Below are 17,817 nucleotides of genomic sequence, written 5' to 3'. Positions count from 1 at the left end.
GGCCCTCCTCGCCCCGTCTCTTGCGGATTCGGCGTCGAAAAGCCGCGCTTTCGTGAATTGGAAGCGCTTCCAACAAAGGCCGCAACGCGTCGGCCTTGTCAAGGGGATCGACGTTCGATCAGGGCGCGGAGGCTGCGGTGCCCCGCTCGACCACCGCGTGGTCGAGGCAGTCGAACTCGGGTTCGGCCTCGGATCGGCCGCCGGTCAGGCGGCTGGCCAGCAGCGCCACGGCGCGGCGGCCCATGTCCTTCAGCGGCTGGTGCACGGTGGTCAGCGGCGGCCAGACGATGGCCGACACCGGGGTGTCGTCGAAGCCTGTCACGGAAAGGTCTTGCGGCACTTTCACGCCGCGTCCGTGAACCACCGACAGCGCTCCGGCGGCCATGTCGTCGTTGGCGCAGACCAGGGCCGTCGGATGCAGCGGGTCATCCAGCAGGCGCGGCGTCAGCTCGACCCCCGAACGGAAGGTGAAGTCGCCGCGCACCTGGATCAGGTCGGCCTGCCCGAGACCCGCCTCCTGGAGCGCGCGCATCAGGCCGTCCAGGCGCCGATCGGCCGAAAGGTGGCCCTCGATGCCGCCCATGAAGGCGAATCGGCGATGGCCCAGTTCGATCAGGCGGCGGGCGATGTCGTAGCCGCCGGCCTCGTCGTCCATGCCCACCCCGTCGGCGAGGCCCCTGCCCGCCCCGCCCGGCGAGATCGACACCACCTTGCAGCCGCGCCGCAGCACCTCGGCGATCAGCGGCGCGTCGTCCGAATAGGGCGGCGTGAAGATCAGGCCCTCGCAGCGCTGGATCGCGATCAGGTCGTAGACCTGCTGCTGGCGGTCGGCGCTCTGCAGCGGGATATGGCGCGTGACCAGCTGGTAGCCCAGCTCCAGGCAACCGCGCAGCGCGCCCAGCTCCAGGGCCGAGTGATAGAACGAGTTCGGCTCGCTCTCGAGGTCGGAGGCGAACACCAGGCCCAGCAGCCGGCTGCCGCCGCCCGCCAGCGAGCGGGCCTGCGGATTGACCTTGTAGTCCAGCGCCTTGACGGCCTCCATCACCCGGGCCCGCACTTCGTCGCGAACGTTGGGGCCGTCGTTGAGCACCCGCGAAACCGTCGTCCGCGCGACGCCCGAAAGGCGCGCCACGTCGTCGATGGTGGGCCGTCTTGCCGTCAATGAACTCTCCGAACCGAACGCTGGGCGACACGATGGGGACGAACGGCCGAGCTGACAATAGCTCGACCGCAAGCTGTCCTGATCGCATAAACCACGGATGGATCAAGGCGGCCGCCCATTTCCCGACACCGACGCCAACACCGGGCGATCGCGACTTTTCCTGGCGGGCTACGGCCTGGCCAACGCCGGCGCCTTCATCTCCTTCATTCCGTTCCTGACCCTGCTGGCGCCGCTGAAGGCCGCCGAGGTGGCCCCGCACGCCCGCGACCTGACCCTCAGCCAGATCTCCATCGTCGGCGCGATCACCGCCGCGATCGCCCACATCGCCTTCGGCGCGCTCAGCGACGCCACGCGCGGCCGCCTGGGCCGCCGCCGTCCCTGGATCCTCGGCGGCTGGGCGGCCACCGCCCTCAGCCTGGCTCTGGTCAGCCTGGCCCAGACCCCCTGGCAGATGCTGGGCGCCGTGGTGCTGCTGCAGCTGGCGGTCAACGCCCTCTACGCGCCGCTGGCCGCCGTGCTGCCCGACCTCGTGCCCGACCACCAGAAGGGCGCGGCGGCGGCCTGGGCGGGTCTTGCCCTGCCGGCCTCCAAGCTGTTCACGGCCCTGGTGGTCAGCGCCCTGCTGGTCTCGGCGGCCAGCCGCTACGCCGCCGTCGTGGCGGCCACCGCCCTGCTCGTCCTGCCCTTCGCCCTGACCCTGCGCGAGCCGCCCGCCCCGGCCCGCGCGCCGATCGCCTGGCCCAGCCTGCGGCTCACCGCCTTCGCTGACGGGCGCTTCCGGATGGTGTTCGTCTCGCGCCTGCTGGTGGAGACGGCCGTGGCGCTGCACACCCTCTACCTGTTCTTCTACCTCAAGGACCGCGGCGACCTGGCCAGCCGCCTGCCGGGCGTGACGCCGGAGGCGGCGTTCGGCCTGCTGCTGACGGCCTCGACCCTGGGCATGCTGGCGGCCGGCGCGGCCAGCGGCCCGCTGTCGGATCGGCTGGGCCGCAGGCCGATGGTCGTCACCGGCGGCGTGCTGATCGCCGCGGGCGTTGCGCTGCTGCTGTTTGCTCCGGAATGGCCCGGCCCGCTGATGGCCCAGATCATCTTCGGGATCGGGCACGGGGTCTATTCGACCAGCAATCTGGCTCTCGTGGCCGAGGTGCTGCCCGACGGCGCCCGCAACGGCCGCGACCTTGGCCTGATGAACGTGGCGGTGGCGGCCTCCCAGGCGCTGGGCCCGCTGCTCGGCATCGCCGTGGCGTCGACCGGCGGCGATCTGCGCGGCGTGTTCATGGCCGCCGCCCTGGCCGCGCTGGCCGGCGCGGGAGCCTTGCTGACAAGGCGCTAGAGCCGATCGCCCGCACACGACCGAACGCACATGGCGCATATTCACCACGTGCAAGATTTCAGAACTTTACAAAGTGATACAACTCTGACACGAGTCCCGGTCCGCGCCAACTAGAGCGTGGATTACCCCGGTCGAAACCAGCCTTGAGGGAGGTGTTGGTGCTCGAGTCGTCGGTGTTCCCCAGCGTAGCGTATCCAAGCGTCGAACCTGAGGCCGCCGACCTGCTGATCACCAGCATCGGAAACGCGTCGCCGCGCGCTGCGTCGGTGCTCAGCCAGGCCCTGGAACTGCCCGTCGAGACGGTGGTCGACGCGCTCTATCGCGCCCCGGCCCGGCTGCTGGCGGGCCTGCCCCGGCAGGACGCGACGCGCCTGGCCGAACTGATCGGAACCCTGGGTGTCGAAGCCGCCGTCGCGCCCGCCGGCCCGGCCCCGGCCCGCGCGCCGTCGATGGACCTGGCGGGCGAACTCCTGGATCTCGACGCCGCCGACGCCGTGGGCGTCGTGCTCGGCCGGTTCCTGGGCATGGAGGCCGCCGCCGCCCTCGACCTGCTGCTGACCCCGCCGGGCGTGATCCTGGGCGCCGTCACCGAAGCCACGGTCCGCGCCCTGGAGGCCGCCCTGCCCGCCGGCGCCGTGCGGCTGACCGCCAGCCGTCCGGACGAAGCCCGCTTCGCCCTGTTCGCCAGCGACCTGTCGCACCTGCAGATCGGCATCCTGCGCCAGAGGCTGCCGAACGGCGCGGATCTGACGCCGGGCGGTTCGGCCACCGTCTTCGACCTTGGCCGCAGCGAAGCCGACAGCCTGTGGCGGCGGCTGAAAGCCCCCGAGCAAGTGCGGATCGTCGACCAGGCCTTCCTGCGCTTCACCGTCGAGCTGGTCGCCGCTCCCGTCGAAGGCGCCGCCGCGCTGGAAGCGCTGGCCGGCGTCCCGGCCGAGGATTTCGAGCTGCTGCGCCAGGCGTTGCCGGTTCCCGTCGAGGCCGGCGTCGCCTTCGCCGACCTGGAGGGCCGCATGGCCGCCTACGCCGAGGCCGGCCTGACCGTGCGCGCGGAACTGGAGACCTTCTCCTATCAGGCGCTGGACATCATTTCCGCCCCGGCGCGCGCGCTCGCCGAAATAGGCCTGCCCGACGCCGCGCCCGTCTCGACGGCGCTGATGCCGCGTCCCCGCGCTCGGCTGATGCGCCATCGGCTGGAAGCGGCCGGGGCCGAGGTGCTGTTTTCCGAGGCCCGCGCATGACGCCCGCCATCGACGTGCATCGCCTGCACGCCGGCGTCGCCGAGGCGGGCAAGCTGCTGGCGCTGAAGGGCCGGCACGACGAGGCGCTGGCCAAGTATCGCGAAGCCCTGCGCCTAGCCCACGGCGTGCGCGCCCCACAGGTCTTCGCCCGGCACTACCTGCACTGCGTCCTGGAAAGCCTGGAGCGCACCGGCGCCAACGAACAGGCCGCCATGCTGGCCCACGAAGCCGCCTGCAGCGCCGCCGCCGAGCTGGGCGATGGAACGCCCAGCGACTTCCAGCGCCGCGATCGCGCCTGCCTGCTCGAACGCTGCGGCGTCAACCGCCTAAAGGCCGGCGACGTGACCGGCGCCCGCGAAAGCCTGGCCGCCGCCATCGCCCTGGACGGGGCCCTGCCCCTGTCCCGCGACCTCCTGGCCTGGACGGCCCGCGGCCTCGGCGTTCCGGCCGTCCGCATGGCCGAAGCCCAGCGCGCCCACGGCTACTGGACCGTGCGCGCCGACACCGTCGACAGCGCCCGCGCCTGTGAGTCCCCCGTGGGACCCAAGGAGCCGCGGATCAAGGAGCCGATGCATGGCTGACGAGAACCCCATCGAGAAGATGACGCCCGGCCAGATCCTGGCCGACGCCAGCGTCGCCGAGTTCATCAAGGCCATGGGCCTGTCGATCGCCGACGCCCAGAAAGCGCTCGACCTCAACAGCCTGGCCCAGGTCGGCGAGTACGTGGAGCCGCGTCCCGGCCTGGGCGGCAAGAGCCTGCTGCAGCTGGGCCTGTCGCCGCCGTTCTACCACTACCAGCACGCCGACCTGACGGTCTCGATGCAGCTGACCATGAAGGTCGGCGAGGCCAGCGCCTTCGGCATCGGCGGCAAGCTCGACTTCGGCTTCGGCCAGGGCGGTCCCCAGGCTCCGGCCAACGCCCGCGAGGCCCAGGTCACGCTCAAGAGCCTGCCGGCCAGCGTCACCGTCGACGGAACCAAGACCGACGCCGCCGGCGCGGACGTCGAGGCCGCCGCCGAGGACCTGGCCAAGAAGCTGGGTACGCCCACCGGCAAGTTCGAGCGGGCCTATGTCAGCGCCAAGCGCACGAAGGTGCCGTTCAAGCTGGAACCCGACACCGCCAAGAACCCGATCAAGACCGACACCAGCGTGGCGTTCTACGCCGCCTCGGAGGCCAGCCTGGGCGTCATCCGCATTGTCGAGACCCCGACCAACAACACCAGCGAAGAGTTCGTGCTGGCTTCGGGCAAGAGCACCAAGGTCGACGCCAAGGCCAACAACCTGCTCTACGCCCGCGCCGTCGCCAGCCAGATCAACACGCTGGGCGGGTTCAAGGCCAAGCTGCTGCGCGATCCGGTCGGCTCCGACCTGCCGGTCGGCGGCGGCACGCTGGGCCTGGCGCTGTTCGACAGCGGCAAGTCCGACCTCAAGCAGGCCGCCATCGAGGAACTGACCCTGGTGGCGCGAGCGCTGAAGGCCAACGGCGCGACGGTCGACGTCGTCGGCTTCACCGATCGGGTGGACACCGACCCCTACAATCAGAAGCTGGGCCTGGACCGCGCCAACAAGGTGGCCGAGTTCCTGCGCGACAACGGCGTCGCGCCGGGCCAGATCCGCAAGGTCGAAAGCCGCGGCGAAGCCAGCTGGAAGGCCCAGGGCGCCGTCGACAACGTCGCCAACCAGCAGTTCCGCCGCGCCGAGGTGCTGCTGGCCGACTCCAACGACCTGCTGATCGTGGTCGAGTCCGCCGGAACCCAGCTGCAGGCCACGCCGACGCCGGACAAGACCAGTTCGGGCGGCGGCAACGGCTTCATCATCGTGCGCCACTTCACCGCCGTTCCGGTGGACGGCACGGCGGTGAAGGTCGGGGCCTCGGAAACCTCGGTAGCGATCAGCGGAACCGCGGCCAATGACGGCTCGACCACGCTGGAGGCCAACTCGCCCCAGGCCTACGCCTTCAACCTGGCGCGCGACGTCAACGCCGGCAGCGCCACCCACGGCGTGCGCGCCGTGCGCAAGGGCGGCGTGGTCAGCTTCTCCGACGCCAAGGACGCGGTCGTGATCAACCTGGTCACCCTGTCGGCCAACGACATCGCCCTGTCGGCCGCCGACGGCGCCAGCGTCACCAAGGCCCTCGACAAGATCGCCGCCGGCCCCACCGCCAGCGCCGACAAGCCCAAGGTCTCGGTCGCCGTGGGCCTGTCGGTCGACTACCGCACCAGCCGGCAGTTCGAGCAGTCGATCAACGGCAACAGCAGCATCTCGGCCCGCATCGTCGCGGTGCCCGCGCCCGTCGAGTTCCTCGACGAGATCAAGACCTACCTGGCGCCGGCCAACGGCTCCACGCCGACCCCGACGCCCACGCCATGAGCGAGACCGCGTCCGTCACCCGGCAGCTGCTGTCCGCGCCGCTGCCGCAGATCATCGAACGCCTGGGCATCGCCATCGCCCAGGCGCAGTCCGCGCTCGACCGCAACAGCATCGAGACGGCCAAGGCCATGGCCGAGGCCGAGATCGAACTGGGCGGCGAGACGCACAACCTGATTTCGCTGGGCTTCACGCCCACCTTCTACAGCTTCACCGAGGCGACGGTGGAGGCCAAGCTGTCGTTCAGCATGACCGAGAGCACCGAATTCGGCGTCTCGGCCGGGGCCACGGTCGGCGTGCAGGCCGGCTTCGTCATGGTCGCCGCCTCGGTCAACGTCAGCTACGCGCGCAAGTTCTCGGTCAGCGCCGAGGGCATGAGTTCGATCGCGGCCCGGCTGGTCAGCCTGCCGCCGCCCGAAAACCTCGAAAACCTGCTTCGCAAGATCAGCGAGCCCACCCCTGCGCCCGCGCCCAATCCCTAGGAAGGACCAGACATGTCGATCGGGAGAGAGCTTCTGAACGTCCCCATGGGGGACATGATCCGCCAGATGGCCTTCGCCATCGCCGAGGGCCAGATCAAGCTGGACGCCAACAGCATCGAGGTGGCCGAGATGATGGGCGGCCTCCAGGCCGTGACCGACGACGAGGGCAAGACCACCTTCGACGACAGCCGCATCTTCTTCGGCTACGACCTGATGACCGCCAGCGACGCCCTGGCCTACATCGCCGCCGACAACGCCATTTCCGGCGGCGACACCAAGGCGCTGGAAAAGGTCGTCAAGGACCAGAAGGACGCCGCCGAGGACAACGGCGAGAACCCCGACACCACCCTGATCCGGGTGCCGACGCGCCTGTCGATGCTGGAGCTGGGCTTCTCGCCCACCTTCTACCAGTTCGTCGACACGATCATCGAGGTGAAGATCGCCATCAAGATCACCTACAGCAGCGAGTCCACCCGCACCTCCAAGGCCACCAGCCAGGTGACCACCAAGGGCTCGAGCTTCAGCTGGAGCCTGTTCCGCGGCAAGGCTGGCACGAGCAACACGACCCAGGTCTCGACCAGCCAGGTCGACGCCAGCTACTCGTCGAAATACAGCTACTCGGCCGAGGGTTCGAGCCTGCTGCGCACCAAGCTGGTGCCGATCCCGCCCCCGGCCATCCTGGAAGAGCGGATCCGCCGTCAGCTGGACGAGGAGGTCGAGCGTCGCCGCCGCTTGCTCGACAAGAAGCTGGGAACCCAGAACCCCGCCCCCGTGAACCCGTAACGTCCCGGAGGGAGAACGCGCCATGAGCGTGGGCACCGAACTGCTCGCCGTCCCCTTTCCGGAGATGGTCCAGCGCCTGGGCGTCGGCATCGCCACCGCCCAGCTGCAGCTCGACATGGTGTCGCTGCGGATAGCCCGGCTGATGGCCGGCTACGACGAGGACGCCGACGAGGAGAAGGAAGGCGAAGGGGCCAAGTCGAAGACCTACATGGTCAAGTTCGGCGACGGCCAAGAGTACAGCCTGCTGGAGCTCGGCTTCACGCCGACCTTCTACCAGTTCGTCGACACCGTGATCGAGCTGAAGATGTCGATCTCGTTCAAGTCCGAGACCGAGATCAAGCGCAGCAGCAGCAGCACGACGGTCAAGGCCGGCGGCTTCTGGACGCCGTTCGGCGGCGGCGGCGCGGTCAGCGCCAGCAGCGTCAGCGCCAGCTACGCGGCCAAGTACCAGTACAGCGCCGAGGGTTCGAGCCTGATGCGCACCAAGCTGGTGCCCATCCCGCCGCCGGCGCTGTTCGAGGAGCGGGTGCGCGCGCTGATCGAGAAGCGACGGGCCGCCGAGGAAGAAGACGACGGATGAGCGATCCGCCCTGGAAGGACGCCCTGCGTCGCGCCAAGTCGCCGGCGCCGGCGGCCGCGCCGGCCGCGCGGGCGACGCCTTCCCCGCCTCGCGGCCTGCCGCCGGGCGCCGACCCGGCCGCCGTGTCTCCGAACCTGGCGCGGCTGATGGCCGAACGCCAGGCGTTGGAGAGCAGGATGGCCGGCCTGACCGGCCAGGGCGGGCTCGGCGATCCCCGCTACGCCGTCACGCCGCTGGACCAGCGCCGGGCCGAGCTCGAACGCTGGAGCGCCGGGCGCGACGCCGCCCGCGCCGCCGTCGCGCCGCGACCCGACCCGCATCCGCCGGCCCTGCCGCCCGCCCTGCGCGGCACGGCCGCCGACGCCCTGCGGACCACGCCGGGCGAGGGCCTTCGCGCCACCCCGGGCGAGCAGGCGCGACCGACCCCCGGCGAGCTGACGCCCGACCTGCGCCGCTTCACCACGCCCGAGATCTTCGAGCGTCCGCCCGCGCCCGCCCGTGAGGCCGCCTGGGAACGTCCGGCGACCACGCCGCGCGAGGCGCCGTGGGAACGGATCGCCGCCCGCCGGGAACCCGCCTCCTCCACCGAGCCGTCGCGGCGGCTGGCCTCGCTGGCCGAGGCCGGTCGGGGCCTGCGCGACGCCGGCCGCGCCCTGCAGGGCGTCGACCAGCGTCCGCGCGCGGCGTCGGCCAGCGATCCCCTCGACCGACGCCTGGCCAAGGCCCGCGACATGGTCAGCCGCGGCCGCAAGGCCTACGCCGCCGCCGAACGCGCGCTGGACAGCGCCCGCGACGCCATTCCCAGCGACTGGGTGGAGCGGGCCCGCGAGCGCATCCCGGGCCTGGGCCGCGCCGATCCCTATGTGCGCGAGACGGCCCGCAAGCTCAGCGTCGCGGTCGGCGAACTGGCCGACTACGCCGAGAAGGCCGACCGCCTGCGCGAGATGGCCAGCGACGTGCGCGAGCTGAAGGAGGCCGACGAGGCCCGCGACGACGCTCGCCGCGACCGCGCCCTGGAGCGCCTGAAGGCCAAGCGCTCCGAAGAGTCCCGCGACAATTCCGAGGGAGACGCCTGATGCCGGCCGAAAGCCGCTTCGTCGGCAATTCGATCGAGGAGTTGCTTGTGGCCCTCGCCGAAGGAGTGCGCGAGGCGCAGCTGGCCCTCAACAGCGGCCCGAAGGTCGACGCCAGCGGCGCGCCCATCGGCGGCTACCAGCTGCCGTTCCTCGACTTCTCGATCAAGGTCGACATGCAGACCAAGGCCGACAGCGGCGGGCGGCCCATCGCCCTGCTGTTCACCGCCAAGGACCAGAACAGCACCAACCAGCAGGTCAGCAGCACGATCAGCGGGCGCCTCGTGGCCACCCCGCCAGGCGAGGGCCTGCCCACCCCGCGCATCGCCGTCTCGGGCGGCGGCAACATCGGCGGGCTGGCCAACCTATCGGTCGTGGTCACCAACAGCGCCGGCGAGGTGCTGGCCGGCCAGCCGGTCGAGCTGAACATCGACGACGCCGCCAGCGCCACCCTGTCGGCGGCGCGGGGCGTGGCCAATTTCGTGCGCCAGCCCGGCACGCGGCTGCAGCAGGCCCTGCTGCGCACCGACGCCGAGGGCCGCGCGGTCGCCGCCCTGTCGATCGCCAAGGAGCCCGCCCGCGCGGTCGTGGTGGTGGTCGCCTCCATCGGCGCCTATAGCGGCCGGGGCGTGATCGGCATGGAGGAAGTCGGATGAGCACCGCCTTCTCCTGGACCGCCCGGCTGACCGACGCCGACGGCGCCGTCGCGGCCGGCGCGTCGCTGGACGTCCAGCTGTTCGACCTGAAGACCGGCGCCTGGGCCAGCGCCTCCAGCGCCAAGACCGACGCGGCCGGCACGGCCAAGGGCGCGGGAACCATCGCCGACGACACCCTGCCCTTCGCCCCGGCCTTCCGGCTGGTCGAAGGCGCCGGCGTGATCTCGGCCAGCCCCGAGTTCACCCGCAACGCGCGCACCGGCGCACTGGCCATCGATTTCGGCCAGGTGCGCCGCCTGGCCGTGCAGGAGACGGTGATCGCCCGCACCCTGTCGGCCCGCACCCTGCGGACGGCCGCGCCGATCGGCGGGGTGGTGGCCACCGACGCGGCCATCGCCGCGACGCCGACGGTCGACGCCGCCGCGATCCGCGCCCAGGCGGTCGACGACACCACCAAGACCTTCACCGCGCGGCTGGCCAAGAACGACCAGGATCTGGCCGCACGGGACGCCCAGATCTCGACCCAGTCGAAACAGATCACCGAGCGCGACGCCCAGATCACCACCCTGCGCGCCGAAAAGGCCGACATCACCGCCGCCCGCGCCAAGAGCGACCAGGACCTGGCCGCCCGCGACGTCCAGATCGCGAGCCAGTCCAAGGCCCTGGGCGAGCGTGACGCCCAGATCGCCGCCGTCAGGGCCCAGGCCGCCGACGACGCCGCCAAGAGCAACGCCCGCCTGGCGCAACGCGACCAGGAACTGGCCGGCCGCGACGCCCAGCTGGTCGAGCGGAGCCGGGTGGTCGCCGAGCAGGAGAAGGAAATCTCCGGCCTGCGCGCCACCCTGGTCGCCAAGGACCTCGAGATCGAGGACATCAAGGCCACCCGCACGCCGGATCCCACGACGGGAACCACCGGCGGGACGACGGCCGGGACCACGGCCGGCGTGATCAACCCCGCCGTCGCGTCCACGCTGCGGACCGTGGCGGTCACCGATCTGGCCACCACCATGGCCACCCAGCTCGACAGCGCCCAGAAGACCCTGAAGCCGACGGGCTTTTCGCTGGGTGCGATCCAGGTCAGCGCCAAGGGCATACTGCGCGACAGCGGCAGCATGGAATTCCTCGACGCCGACACCCTCAAGACCCTGCCGCAGGACTCGCTGAGCGACCTGAAGTTCCAGTTCATTCCCGAGAAGGTCGCCAGCGAGGACGACGGCCCCCGCGTGCCCGACGTGCTGCAGCTGACCGAAAGCGCGGTGCGCCGCGTGCTGACCTCGGTGGGCCTGGTGCTGGAGGCCAGCACCGGCCCGCGCGGCCTCAACCCGGCCGTCGCCCCCGGCCAGGCCATGGTCCAGTCGCCCGGGGCCGGATCCATCATCGCCCGCGGCGCGCGGGTGATGGTCATCTTCGCCGACGAACAGGGAGCCTGACCCATGGCCCAGGACGCTTCGGACCTGCTCAGCGAAAGCCTGGCCACGCCGCTGGGCGAGGTGATCGCCGCCGTCGGTCGCGGGGTGGCCGAGGCCCAGGCGGCGCTCGACCACGCCTCTCTGGCCGCCACCCTGGCCATGTACGAGAGCGACGGCGACGAGGGCGTCGAGGCCCTGCGCGCCATCGGCTACCAGCCGACCTTCTACGTGCTGCCAGAGACCACCTGCGAAGTGCAGGTCTCGATGCACATCGGCGGCACGGGCGGCGCCGACGGCAGCGCCGGCACGTCGGGCCAGGTCGCCGCGATCGGCAAGGCGCGGACCTATGTCACCCCCGTCGATGCGGCCTTCCAGCAGCGCTACGCCTTCCAGGCCAGCGGCGCGGCCAAGCTGACCTTCAAGATCGTGCCCGTGCCGCCGCCCACCGCCCTGGACGATGCGGCTCCCATGCCCGAGGTGCGCGGCCTGACCGGCGCGCAAGCCGTCGCCGCGATGTCGGCCCGCGGCATCACCGCGGCCTTCGTCGACTCCCAGGGCCAGGCCGTGACCGCCGAGAAGGCCGCCGAACAGACCGTAGCCTCCCAGGACGCCCCGCCCCGGGCCCTGGTGCGCACGACCAACCCGGTCACCCTCGGGCTGAAATAGGCTGGACTTCCCCTCCCCGCCCGTCGGGCCGGCTCTTCCAGAGGGGGAGGATCACCGAGCCCGCAGGCCGAACGGGTCGTCGATCGACGGAGACGGCGGGGTGAACCAGGCCGCCCCGTCCTCGGTGACGTGGAAATGGTCCTCCAGGCGCACGCCGAAGCGGCCGGAGATGACGATCATCGGCTCGTTGGAAAAGCACATGCCCGGCGCCAGGGGCGTCGCATCGCCGCGCACCAGGTAAGGTCCTTCGTGGATCGACAGGCCGATGCCGTGGCCGGTGCGGTGCGGCAGGCCCGGCAGGGCGTAGTCGGGGCCCAGGCCATGACGTTCGAGCACCCGGCGGGCGACCGCGTCGACAGCCTCGCACGGCAGGCCGGGACGGACGGCGGCGAAGGCGGCGGCCTGCGCCTCGTGTTCGATCTCCCAGATCCGGCGATGCTCGTCGCCGGGCGCACCGAATACGTAGGTGCGGGTGATGTCGGCCTGGTAGCCCTCGACCTGGCAGCCGGTGTCGATCAGCACGAGATCGTCCTCGGCCAACTCCTGGTCGCCAGGCAGGCCGTGCGGATAGGCCGTAGCCTCGCCGAACTGCACGGCGCAGAAGGTCGAGCCGCCGCCGCTGGCCGCGCGATGCGCCTCGTCGATGAAGCGTTTCACCTCGCTGGCCCGCACGCCCGGCGCCAGCACCGCGCCGGCGCGGCGATGGACGTCCAGGGTGATGGCCTTGGCGTAGCGCATCAACGCCAGTTCGGCCGGCGACTTCACGCCCCGGCAGCCGTCGACCACCGGCCCGGCGTCCTTGACCGACAGCGACGGTGCGGCCTGCCGCAGGGCGGCGAACAGCGAGAACGGCGCAGCCGGATCCAGCGCCAGCACGTCGGCGCCCAGCTGCGCCAGCGCCCGGCCGACCAGGGCGGCGGGGCTCTCGTGCTCCTGCCACAGGCGGATCTCGACCTCGATCTTCAGGTCGGCCTGCAGCGAGCCCAGCTCGAAGCCGGGGCAGATCATCACCGGCGCGCCGGTCACCGGCAGCAGCAGGGCGACCAGCCGCTCGGTCGCGCCCCACGGCACGCCGGTGAAATAGCGCAGCGAGGCGCCGGCCCCGATCAGCAGGGCGTCGGCGCCCAGCGCGCGGGTCAGCGCCCTCGCCTTCTCCAGCCGCGCCTCGTACTCGGCGGCGGCGATGGCCGGCGGCCGGCCGGCGCGTAGCGAAAGGTCGGCCAGTTCGGCGGCCATGGTCGATCCGCCCACGCCCAGGGTCATGTGTCTTTCCTCGTGGTCTTGTCGCGACCGGATGCGAACCGGTCCAGGTCGAAGGGAGCCAGGTCTACGGGCTTGCCGGCCATCAACCGGGCCGTGATCTCGCCGGTGGTCGCCGCCAGGGTCAGCCCCAGGTGCTGGTGGCCAAAGGCGTAGTAGAGGTTATCGGCCCGCCGGCTGGCGCCGATGGCCGGCAGGTAGTCGGGCAAGGTGGGCCGCGCGCCGGACCATTGCCGCACCTCGCCCTGCAGCGAGATGCCCAGCGCCGCCAGGTGATGGTGCAGGCGCGCCCACTTGGCCGGGTCGGGCGGCGCGCCGTCGCGGCAGAACTCGACGAAGCTGGCCGCCCGCAGCCGGTCGCCAAAGCGGGTGAGGATCAGCGAGCGGTCCTCGAACACCACCGGCGGCAGGTCGGCCCAGCCGCCGGCCCCGCCTTCCAGGTGATAGCCGCGCTCGGCGATGACCGGCGCGACATGGCCAAGGCTTCGCATCAGGGGTCCCGAACCCACCCCGCCGGCGACCAGGATGCGGCCGGCGGCCACGCGCTCGCCGCTGTCCAGCACGGCCTGGACGCCGCGTCCGGCGGGCGCCAGGCGGGCCACGCTCGCAACCAGCCGGCGGCCGCCCTCGGCCTCGAACGCCTCGCCCAGCAGACGCAGGGCGCCGCCCGGATCGCTGACCTGGGCCGTGCCGTCGAAGCGCACGCCGCCGACCAGCGGGGGCTTCACCTGGCGGGCGACGCGGCGCAGGCCCGCATCGTCAAGGGTGGACAGGCTCGCCGTCCCGATGTCGGCCTCGCGCCAAGCGGCCAGGCCCTTGCGGGCCGCGTCGCTGGTCTCCCAGACCACCAGGTGGCCCTGCTCGATGACGAGGTCGGGGCGCCCCAGCGAAGCGGCCAGGCGTCGCCAGGCCGGCAAGGCGTCGGCCAGCAGGCCGCCCAGCGCCGCCCTGCCCCTGCCCGCGCGTTCGGCGGTGCTGGCGGCGACATAGCGGGCGACCCACGGCGCCCAGGTCCCGACGTCGGCGAGGCGGAAATCCAGCGCCCCGCCCAGACCGAACAGCCGGCGCGGGGCCGAGGCCAGGGCCGTCGGCGACGCCAGCGGCTCGACCTGTTCGACGGCGATGTGGCCGGCGTTGCCGAACGAGGCCGGCGGCGAGTCCCGGCGCGGATCGATCAGCAGCACGTCCTCGCCGGCGCGGCGCAGGGCGAGCGCGCAGGCCGTCCCGACGATCCCGCCGCCGATCACCGCCGTTCCAGCCGCCTTCATGCCCTTGCCACGTCCCTCAGCTTAATATCGTATACGATATGACGAAACAGGAGCCGCAAAGCAATGAGCCCCATGCGCTGGACCGGGGTATTCCCCGCCGCCACCACCCAGTTCAAGCCTGACCTGTCGGTGGACCATGACGCCAGCCAGCGGGTGCTCGACAATCTTGTGCGCGACGGGGTGCATGGCCTGGTCGTGCTGGGCACCTGCGGCGAGAACAATTCGCTGGAGCCCGACGAGAAGCGCAGCCTGCTGAAGGCCGCCGTCGAGGTGGTGGCCGGGCGGGTGCCGATCATCGTCGGCTGCTCGGAGCTGACCACGCCGCGCGCCGCCGCCTTCGCCCGCGACGCCGAGGCGATCGGCGCGACCGCGCTGATGGCCCTGCCGGCCATGGTCTATGTGCCCGCCGAGGCCGAACTGGAGGCCCACTTCCGCACGGTGGCCCGCGCCTCCGGCCTGCCGATCATGCTCTACAACAACCCACCGGCCTACCGCGTCTCGATCGGCCTGGAGGTGCTGTCGCGCCTGGCCGACGAGCCGACCATCGTGGCGGTCAAGGAAAGCGCGCCCGACACCCGCCGCTTCACCGACCTTTCCCGCGCCTTCGGCGAGCGCTTCGTGCTGATGGCGGGCTTGGACGACGTGGCGCTGGAGGGCCTGCTGCTGGGCGCCAAGGGCTGGGTCTCGGGGCTGACCAGCGCCTTCCCGCAGGAGTCGGTGGCCTTGGTGGAGGCGGTCGAGGCCGGCGACCTGGAGACCGCGCGGCGCATCTACCGCTGGTTCATGCCGCTGCTGCACCTCGACGCCGAGCACGACCTCGTCCAGTCGATCAAGCTGGCCGAGGAGATGATGGGCCGCGGCTCCGAACGCGTGCGCATGCCGCGCCTGCCGCTGGCCGGCGCCCGCCGGGCCCAGGTGGTCGCCATGGTCGAGGAGGCCGCCGCCAGCCGGCCGGTGCTGGCTAAGCCCCAGGCGGCCTGACACACCTGACCCCGACAGTCCCGCCGGTTCCCGGAGACGCCATGCGCCACACCTTCTTCTGCATCGACGGCCACACGGCCGGAAACCCCGTGCGGCTGGTCGCCGGCGGCGCGCCGCTGTTGCGCGGGGCCAGCATGAGCGAGCGGCGGCAGGACTTCCTGGCCCGCTTCGACTGGATCCGCACCGGCCTGATGTTCGAGCCACGCGGCCACGACATGATGTCGGGCGGCTTCCTCTACCCGCCCACCCTGCCCGACTGCGACGCGGGCATCCTGTTCGTCGAGACCAGCGGCTGCCTGCCGATGTGCGGCCACGGCACGATCGGCATCGTCACCTTCGCCCTTGAGAACGGCCTAATCACCCCGCGTGAGCCCGGCCGCCTGCGGCTGGAGGTTCCGGCCGGGGTCATCGACATCGCCTACGGGACCCAAGGCTCGAAGGTGACCTCGGTGAAGATCCGTAACGTCGCCAGCTATCTGGCCGCGACCGGGATCCGGATCGAGGTTCCGGGCCTTGGCCCGCTCAACGTCGACGTCTCCTATGGCGGCAACTTCTACGCCATCGTCGAGCCGCAGGGCGCCTATGCCGGGGTCGACGCCCTGGGCGCGGCCGAGATCCTGCGGCTGAGCCCGCTCGTGCGCGCCCTGGTGCGCGAGCAGGTCGAGCCGGTGCATCCGCTGGACCCGACGATCCGCGGGGTCAGCCACGTCCTGTGGGCCGACGCCCCCGCTGGCGACGGCGCGGACGGCCGCAACGCGGTGTTCTACGGCGATCGGGCCATCGACCGCAGTCCCTGCGGCACCGGCACCTCGGCGCGACTGGCGCACCTTTTCGCCACCGGCCGGCTGCAGGTCGGCGAGGCCTTCGTCCACGAAAGCTACATCAAGAGCCGTTTCGTCGGGCGGGTGGAGGCCAAGGCCGTGCTGGGCGATCACCAGGCGATCATTCCCTCGGTTCAGGGCTCGGCGATCGCCACGGGATTCAACACCCTCTGGATCGACCGCGAGGATCCGTTCTGGGCGGGTTTCCAAGTGGTCTGAAATGACCGAGGTTTAATCCGGGTCCCGGCGCAATCTGGTATACGGGGCTTGTTTCGGCGCGGGGGCGCCGACTGGGGCCAGTTCGCAACGCATGAGTATCGTCGTCCGCACCCTGTCCGATCAGACCTACGAGATCGTGCGACGGAGGATCCTAACGGGCGACATGCCGCCAGGCGCGGCGGTGCGGCAGGACACCATCGCCGCCGAACTGGGGGTCTCCAAGATTCCGCTGCGCGAGGCCTTGAGCCGCCTGGAGCAGGACGGGCTGCTGAGCTCGTACCCCAACAAGGGCTATGTCGTCCGGCCGGCGTCGACCGAGGAGGCCAGCGAGGTCTTCGCCCTGCGCCTGCGGCTGGAGCCCGGCGCGGCGGCCGAGGCGGCGCTGAAGGCCGGCCCCGACGACCACGCCCACGCCGAAAGCGCCCTGGCGACGCTGGAAGCCGAGCTGGGCAAGCCGCAGGGCGACCACGTGACCTGCAACCGCGCCTTCCACATGGCCCTGGTCCGCCCCGGCGGGCATGTCACGAGCCAGTTGGTCGAGCGCCTGCAGATCCTGTCGGAGCGCTATGTGCGCCTGCATCTGGAGCCGCTGGGCCGCGACGAGCGCGCCAGCCGCGAGCACCGGGCCATCCTCGACGCCTGGAAGGCCGGCGACGCGGCGCGGGTGGAAGCGCTGCTCGCCGAGCACATCGAAGGCACGCTGGCCGACCTGCGCCAGCAGCTGGCGGCCTAAGCCGCCCTCCGCGCATAGAGGAACTCGATCACCGCCGCCCGGGCATGGACGTAAGACGCGTCCTCCGCCACGGCCAGGCGATCGCGCGGCCGGACGAGATCCACCGGGCGCACCTCGCCGATCGTGGCGCGCGGGCCGTTGGTCATCATCACGATGCGGTCCGACAGCAGCACCGCCTCGTCGACGTCGTGGGTGACCATCAGCACGGTGTTGTTGAGGCTGGCCTGGATCTCCATGACGCTGTCCTGCAGGTGCGCGCGGGTCAGGGCGTCCAGCGCCCCGAACGGCTCGTCCAGCAGCAGCACCTTGGGCTGCATAGCCAGCGCCCGGGCGATGCCGACCCGCTGCTTCATGCCGCCCGAGATCTCGGACGGCCGCTTGTCCCTGGCGTGGGTCATCTTGACGAGGTCGAGGTTGTGCAGCGTCCAGTCGCGGCGCTCGGCCGCCGACTTCTTGCCGGCGAACACCTTGTCCACCGCCAGCTGCACGTTCTCGCGCACCGACAGCCACGGCAGCAGGGAGTGGTTCTGGAACACCACCGCCCGCTCCGGCCCCGGCGCGCTGACGGCCTCGCGGTCGAGGATCACCGCCCCGGTGGAGGCCGGAACCAGGCCCGCCACCACGTTCAGCAGCGTGGACTTGCCGCAGCCCGAATGGCCGATGATCGAGACGAACTCGCCCTTGGCCACCTGCAGCTCGACGCCGCGCAGCACCTCGGAAGCCCCCGCGCCGTGCCCGAAGGTGACGCCCAGGTTCTCGATGGAGAGATAGGCCTTGCCCATG

General features: G+C 71.7%; 18 protein-coding genes. 14 read left to right on the top strand and 4 right to left on the bottom strand.

Annotation, left to right across the window (positions count from 1 at the left end; translation table 11 throughout):
• Nucleotides 1-118 precede the first annotated feature (118 nt).
• The gene (locus G5B46_RS15305) at nucleotides 119-1,162 is read right to left on the bottom strand and encodes a LacI family DNA-binding transcriptional regulator (RefSeq protein WP_165260006.1); all 1,044 of its coding nucleotides are present in this window, start codon (nucleotides 1,160-1,162) and stop codon (nucleotides 119-121) included.
• A gap of 97 nt (nucleotides 1,163-1,259) precedes the next feature.
• Here G5B46_RS15305 and G5B46_RS15300 point away from each other — a divergent pair, with 97 nt between their 5' ends.
• From G5B46_RS15300 to G5B46_RS15250, 11 genes are all read left to right on the top strand, one after another.
• Nucleotides 1,260-2,495 carry an MFS transporter gene (locus tag G5B46_RS15300; protein WP_165260004.1) on the top strand — a complete coding sequence of 412 codons (1,236 nt, stop codon included), beginning with the start codon at nucleotides 1,260-1,262 and terminating at the stop codon, nucleotides 2,493-2,495.
• A gap of 158 nt (nucleotides 2,496-2,653) precedes the next feature.
• Complete coding sequence (locus G5B46_RS15295) at nucleotides 2,654-3,736, top strand: hypothetical protein (RefSeq protein WP_165260002.1); 1,083 nt, start codon at nucleotides 2,654-2,656, stop codon at nucleotides 3,734-3,736.
• A complete protein-coding gene (locus tag G5B46_RS15290; protein ID WP_165260000.1) occupies nucleotides 3,733-4,317 on the top strand; it encodes a peptidylprolyl isomerase in 585 nt (194 codons plus the stop codon). Before G5B46_RS15295 ends, G5B46_RS15290 begins: the two co-directional genes overlap by 4 nt.
• The gene (locus G5B46_RS15285; protein ID WP_165259998.1) at nucleotides 4,310-6,106 is read left to right on the top strand and encodes an OmpA family protein; all 1,797 of its coding nucleotides are present in this window, start codon (nucleotides 4,310-4,312) and stop codon (nucleotides 6,104-6,106) included. The genes G5B46_RS15290 and G5B46_RS15285 overlap by 8 nt, the downstream gene beginning before the upstream one ends.
• Entirely contained in the window at nucleotides 6,103-6,585 is a 483-nt protein-coding gene (locus tag G5B46_RS15280) for a hypothetical protein (RefSeq protein ID WP_205691703.1), read from the top strand. The genes G5B46_RS15285 and G5B46_RS15280 overlap by 4 nt, the downstream gene beginning before the upstream one ends.
• A gap of 12 nt (nucleotides 6,586-6,597) precedes the next feature.
• Nucleotides 6,598-7,368, top strand: coding sequence for a hypothetical protein (locus G5B46_RS15275; protein WP_205691702.1), 771 nt, complete (start codon nucleotides 6,598-6,600; stop codon nucleotides 7,366-7,368).
• 22 nt (nucleotides 7,369-7,390) lie between these two features.
• Nucleotides 7,391-7,948, top strand: coding sequence for a hypothetical protein (locus G5B46_RS15270; protein ID WP_165259996.1), 558 nt, complete (start codon nucleotides 7,391-7,393; stop codon nucleotides 7,946-7,948).
• Nucleotides 7,945-9,024 (top strand): hypothetical protein, encoded by a 1,080-nt coding sequence (locus G5B46_RS15265; protein WP_165259994.1) that lies wholly within the window; start codon nucleotides 7,945-7,947, stop codon nucleotides 9,022-9,024. The genes G5B46_RS15270 and G5B46_RS15265 overlap by 4 nt, the downstream gene beginning before the upstream one ends.
• Nucleotides 9,024-9,677: a hypothetical protein gene (locus tag G5B46_RS15260; protein WP_165259992.1), complete on the top strand. Its 654-nt coding sequence runs from the start codon at nucleotides 9,024-9,026 to the stop codon at nucleotides 9,675-9,677. Before G5B46_RS15265 ends, G5B46_RS15260 begins: the two co-directional genes overlap by 1 nt.
• Nucleotides 9,674-11,107 (top strand): hypothetical protein, encoded by a 1,434-nt coding sequence (locus tag G5B46_RS15255; protein WP_165259990.1) that lies wholly within the window; start codon nucleotides 9,674-9,676, stop codon nucleotides 11,105-11,107. Before G5B46_RS15260 ends, G5B46_RS15255 begins: the two co-directional genes overlap by 4 nt.
• Nucleotides 11,108-11,110: 3 nt before the next feature.
• Nucleotides 11,111-11,752, top strand: a complete 642-nt coding sequence (locus G5B46_RS15250) for a hypothetical protein (RefSeq protein WP_165259988.1) — start codon at nucleotides 11,111-11,113, stop codon at nucleotides 11,750-11,752.
• 51 nt (nucleotides 11,753-11,803) lie between these two features.
• On the opposite strand, the gene G5B46_RS15245 is transcribed toward G5B46_RS15250, so the two are convergent.
• A complete protein-coding gene (locus G5B46_RS15245) occupies nucleotides 11,804-13,015 on the bottom strand; it encodes a Xaa-Pro peptidase family protein (RefSeq protein WP_165259986.1) in 1,212 nt (403 codons plus the stop codon).
• On the bottom strand, nucleotides 13,012-14,280 hold the full coding sequence (locus tag G5B46_RS15240) for an FAD-binding oxidoreductase (protein ID WP_165259984.1): 1,269 nt from the start codon (nucleotides 14,278-14,280) through the stop codon (nucleotides 13,012-13,014). Before G5B46_RS15240 ends, G5B46_RS15245 begins: the two co-directional genes overlap by 4 nt.
• A 63-nt stretch (nucleotides 14,281-14,343) precedes the next feature.
• On the opposite strand from G5B46_RS15240, the gene G5B46_RS15235 reads away from it, so the two are divergent.
• The 3 genes from G5B46_RS15235 to G5B46_RS15225 all read left to right on the top strand — a co-directional run bounded on the left by G5B46_RS15235 (nucleotide 14,344) and on the right by G5B46_RS15225 (nucleotide 17,034).
• A complete protein-coding gene (locus G5B46_RS15235) occupies nucleotides 14,344-15,261 on the top strand; it encodes a dihydrodipicolinate synthase family protein (RefSeq protein ID WP_165259982.1) in 918 nt (305 codons plus the stop codon).
• Between the two features lie 41 nt (nucleotides 15,262-15,302).
• A complete protein-coding gene (locus G5B46_RS15230; protein ID WP_165259980.1) occupies nucleotides 15,303-16,301 on the top strand; it encodes a 4-hydroxyproline epimerase in 999 nt (332 codons plus the stop codon).
• 91 nt (nucleotides 16,302-16,392) lie between these two features.
• Nucleotides 16,393-17,034 (top strand): GntR family transcriptional regulator, encoded by a 642-nt coding sequence (locus G5B46_RS15225; RefSeq protein ID WP_165259979.1) that lies wholly within the window; start codon nucleotides 16,393-16,395, stop codon nucleotides 17,032-17,034.
• Here G5B46_RS15225 and G5B46_RS15220 read toward each other — a convergent pair.
• Nucleotides 17,031-17,816 carry an ABC transporter ATP-binding protein gene (locus G5B46_RS15220; protein WP_165259978.1) on the bottom strand — a complete coding sequence of 262 codons (786 nt, stop codon included), beginning with the start codon at nucleotides 17,814-17,816 and terminating at the stop codon, nucleotides 17,031-17,033. The genes G5B46_RS15225 and G5B46_RS15220 overlap by 4 nt on opposite strands.
• Nucleotide 17,817: the final 1 nt, after the last annotated feature.

It is taken from the genome of Caulobacter sp. 602-2 (assembly GCF_011043625.1).
Lineage (GTDB): Bacteria > Pseudomonadota > Alphaproteobacteria > Caulobacterales > Caulobacteraceae > Caulobacter.
Note: the sequence above shows the minus strand (reverse complement) of the source record. Positions and strands in the feature narration are given on the sequence as shown.

What these genes read in the sequence shown, in the direction of transcription:
- G5B46_RS15275 (WP_205691702.1), top strand. Translation starts at nt 6,598, where the DNA reads ATGTCGATCGGGAGAGAGCTTCTGAACGTCCCCATGGGGGACATGATC.
- G5B46_RS15280 (WP_205691703.1), top strand. Translation starts at nt 6,103, where the DNA reads ATGAGCGAGACCGCGTCCGTCACCCGGCAGCTGCTGTCCGCGCCGCTG.
- G5B46_RS15290 (WP_165260000.1), top strand. Translation starts at nt 3,733, where the DNA reads ATGACGCCCGCCATCGACGTGCATCGCCTGCACGCCGGCGTCGCCGAG.
- G5B46_RS15250 (WP_165259988.1), top strand. Translation starts at nt 11,111, where the DNA reads ATGGCCCAGGACGCTTCGGACCTGCTCAGCGAAAGCCTGGCCACGCCG.
- G5B46_RS15260 (WP_165259992.1), top strand. Translation starts at nt 9,024, where the DNA reads ATGCCGGCCGAAAGCCGCTTCGTCGGCAATTCGATCGAGGAGTTGCTT.
- G5B46_RS15300 (WP_165260004.1), top strand. Translation starts at nt 1,260, where the DNA reads ATGGATCAAGGCGGCCGCCCATTTCCCGACACCGACGCCAACACCGGG.
- G5B46_RS15225 (WP_165259979.1), top strand. Translation starts at nt 16,393, where the DNA reads ATGAGTATCGTCGTCCGCACCCTGTCCGATCAGACCTACGAGATCGTG.
- G5B46_RS15255 (WP_165259990.1), top strand. Translation starts at nt 9,674, where the DNA reads ATGAGCACCGCCTTCTCCTGGACCGCCCGGCTGACCGACGCCGACGGC.
- G5B46_RS15240 (WP_165259984.1), bottom strand. Translation starts at nt 14,280, where the DNA reads ATGAAGGCGGCTGGAACGGCGGTGATCGGCGGCGGGATCGTCGGGACG.
- G5B46_RS15220 (WP_165259978.1), bottom strand. Translation starts at nt 17,816, where the DNA reads ATGGGCAAGGCCTATCTCTCCATCGAGAACCTGGGCGTCACCTTCGGG.
- G5B46_RS15285 (WP_165259998.1), top strand. Translation starts at nt 4,310, where the DNA reads ATGGCTGACGAGAACCCCATCGAGAAGATGACGCCCGGCCAGATCCTG.
- G5B46_RS15230 (WP_165259980.1), top strand. Translation starts at nt 15,303, where the DNA reads ATGCGCCACACCTTCTTCTGCATCGACGGCCACACGGCCGGAAACCCC.
- G5B46_RS15265 (WP_165259994.1), top strand. Translation starts at nt 7,945, where the DNA reads ATGAGCGATCCGCCCTGGAAGGACGCCCTGCGTCGCGCCAAGTCGCCG.
- G5B46_RS15235 (WP_165259982.1), top strand. Translation starts at nt 14,344, where the DNA reads ATGAGCCCCATGCGCTGGACCGGGGTATTCCCCGCCGCCACCACCCAG.
- G5B46_RS15270 (WP_165259996.1), top strand. Translation starts at nt 7,391, where the DNA reads ATGAGCGTGGGCACCGAACTGCTCGCCGTCCCCTTTCCGGAGATGGTC.
- G5B46_RS15245 (WP_165259986.1), bottom strand. Translation starts at nt 13,015, where the DNA reads ATGACCCTGGGCGTGGGCGGATCGACCATGGCCGCCGAACTGGCCGAC.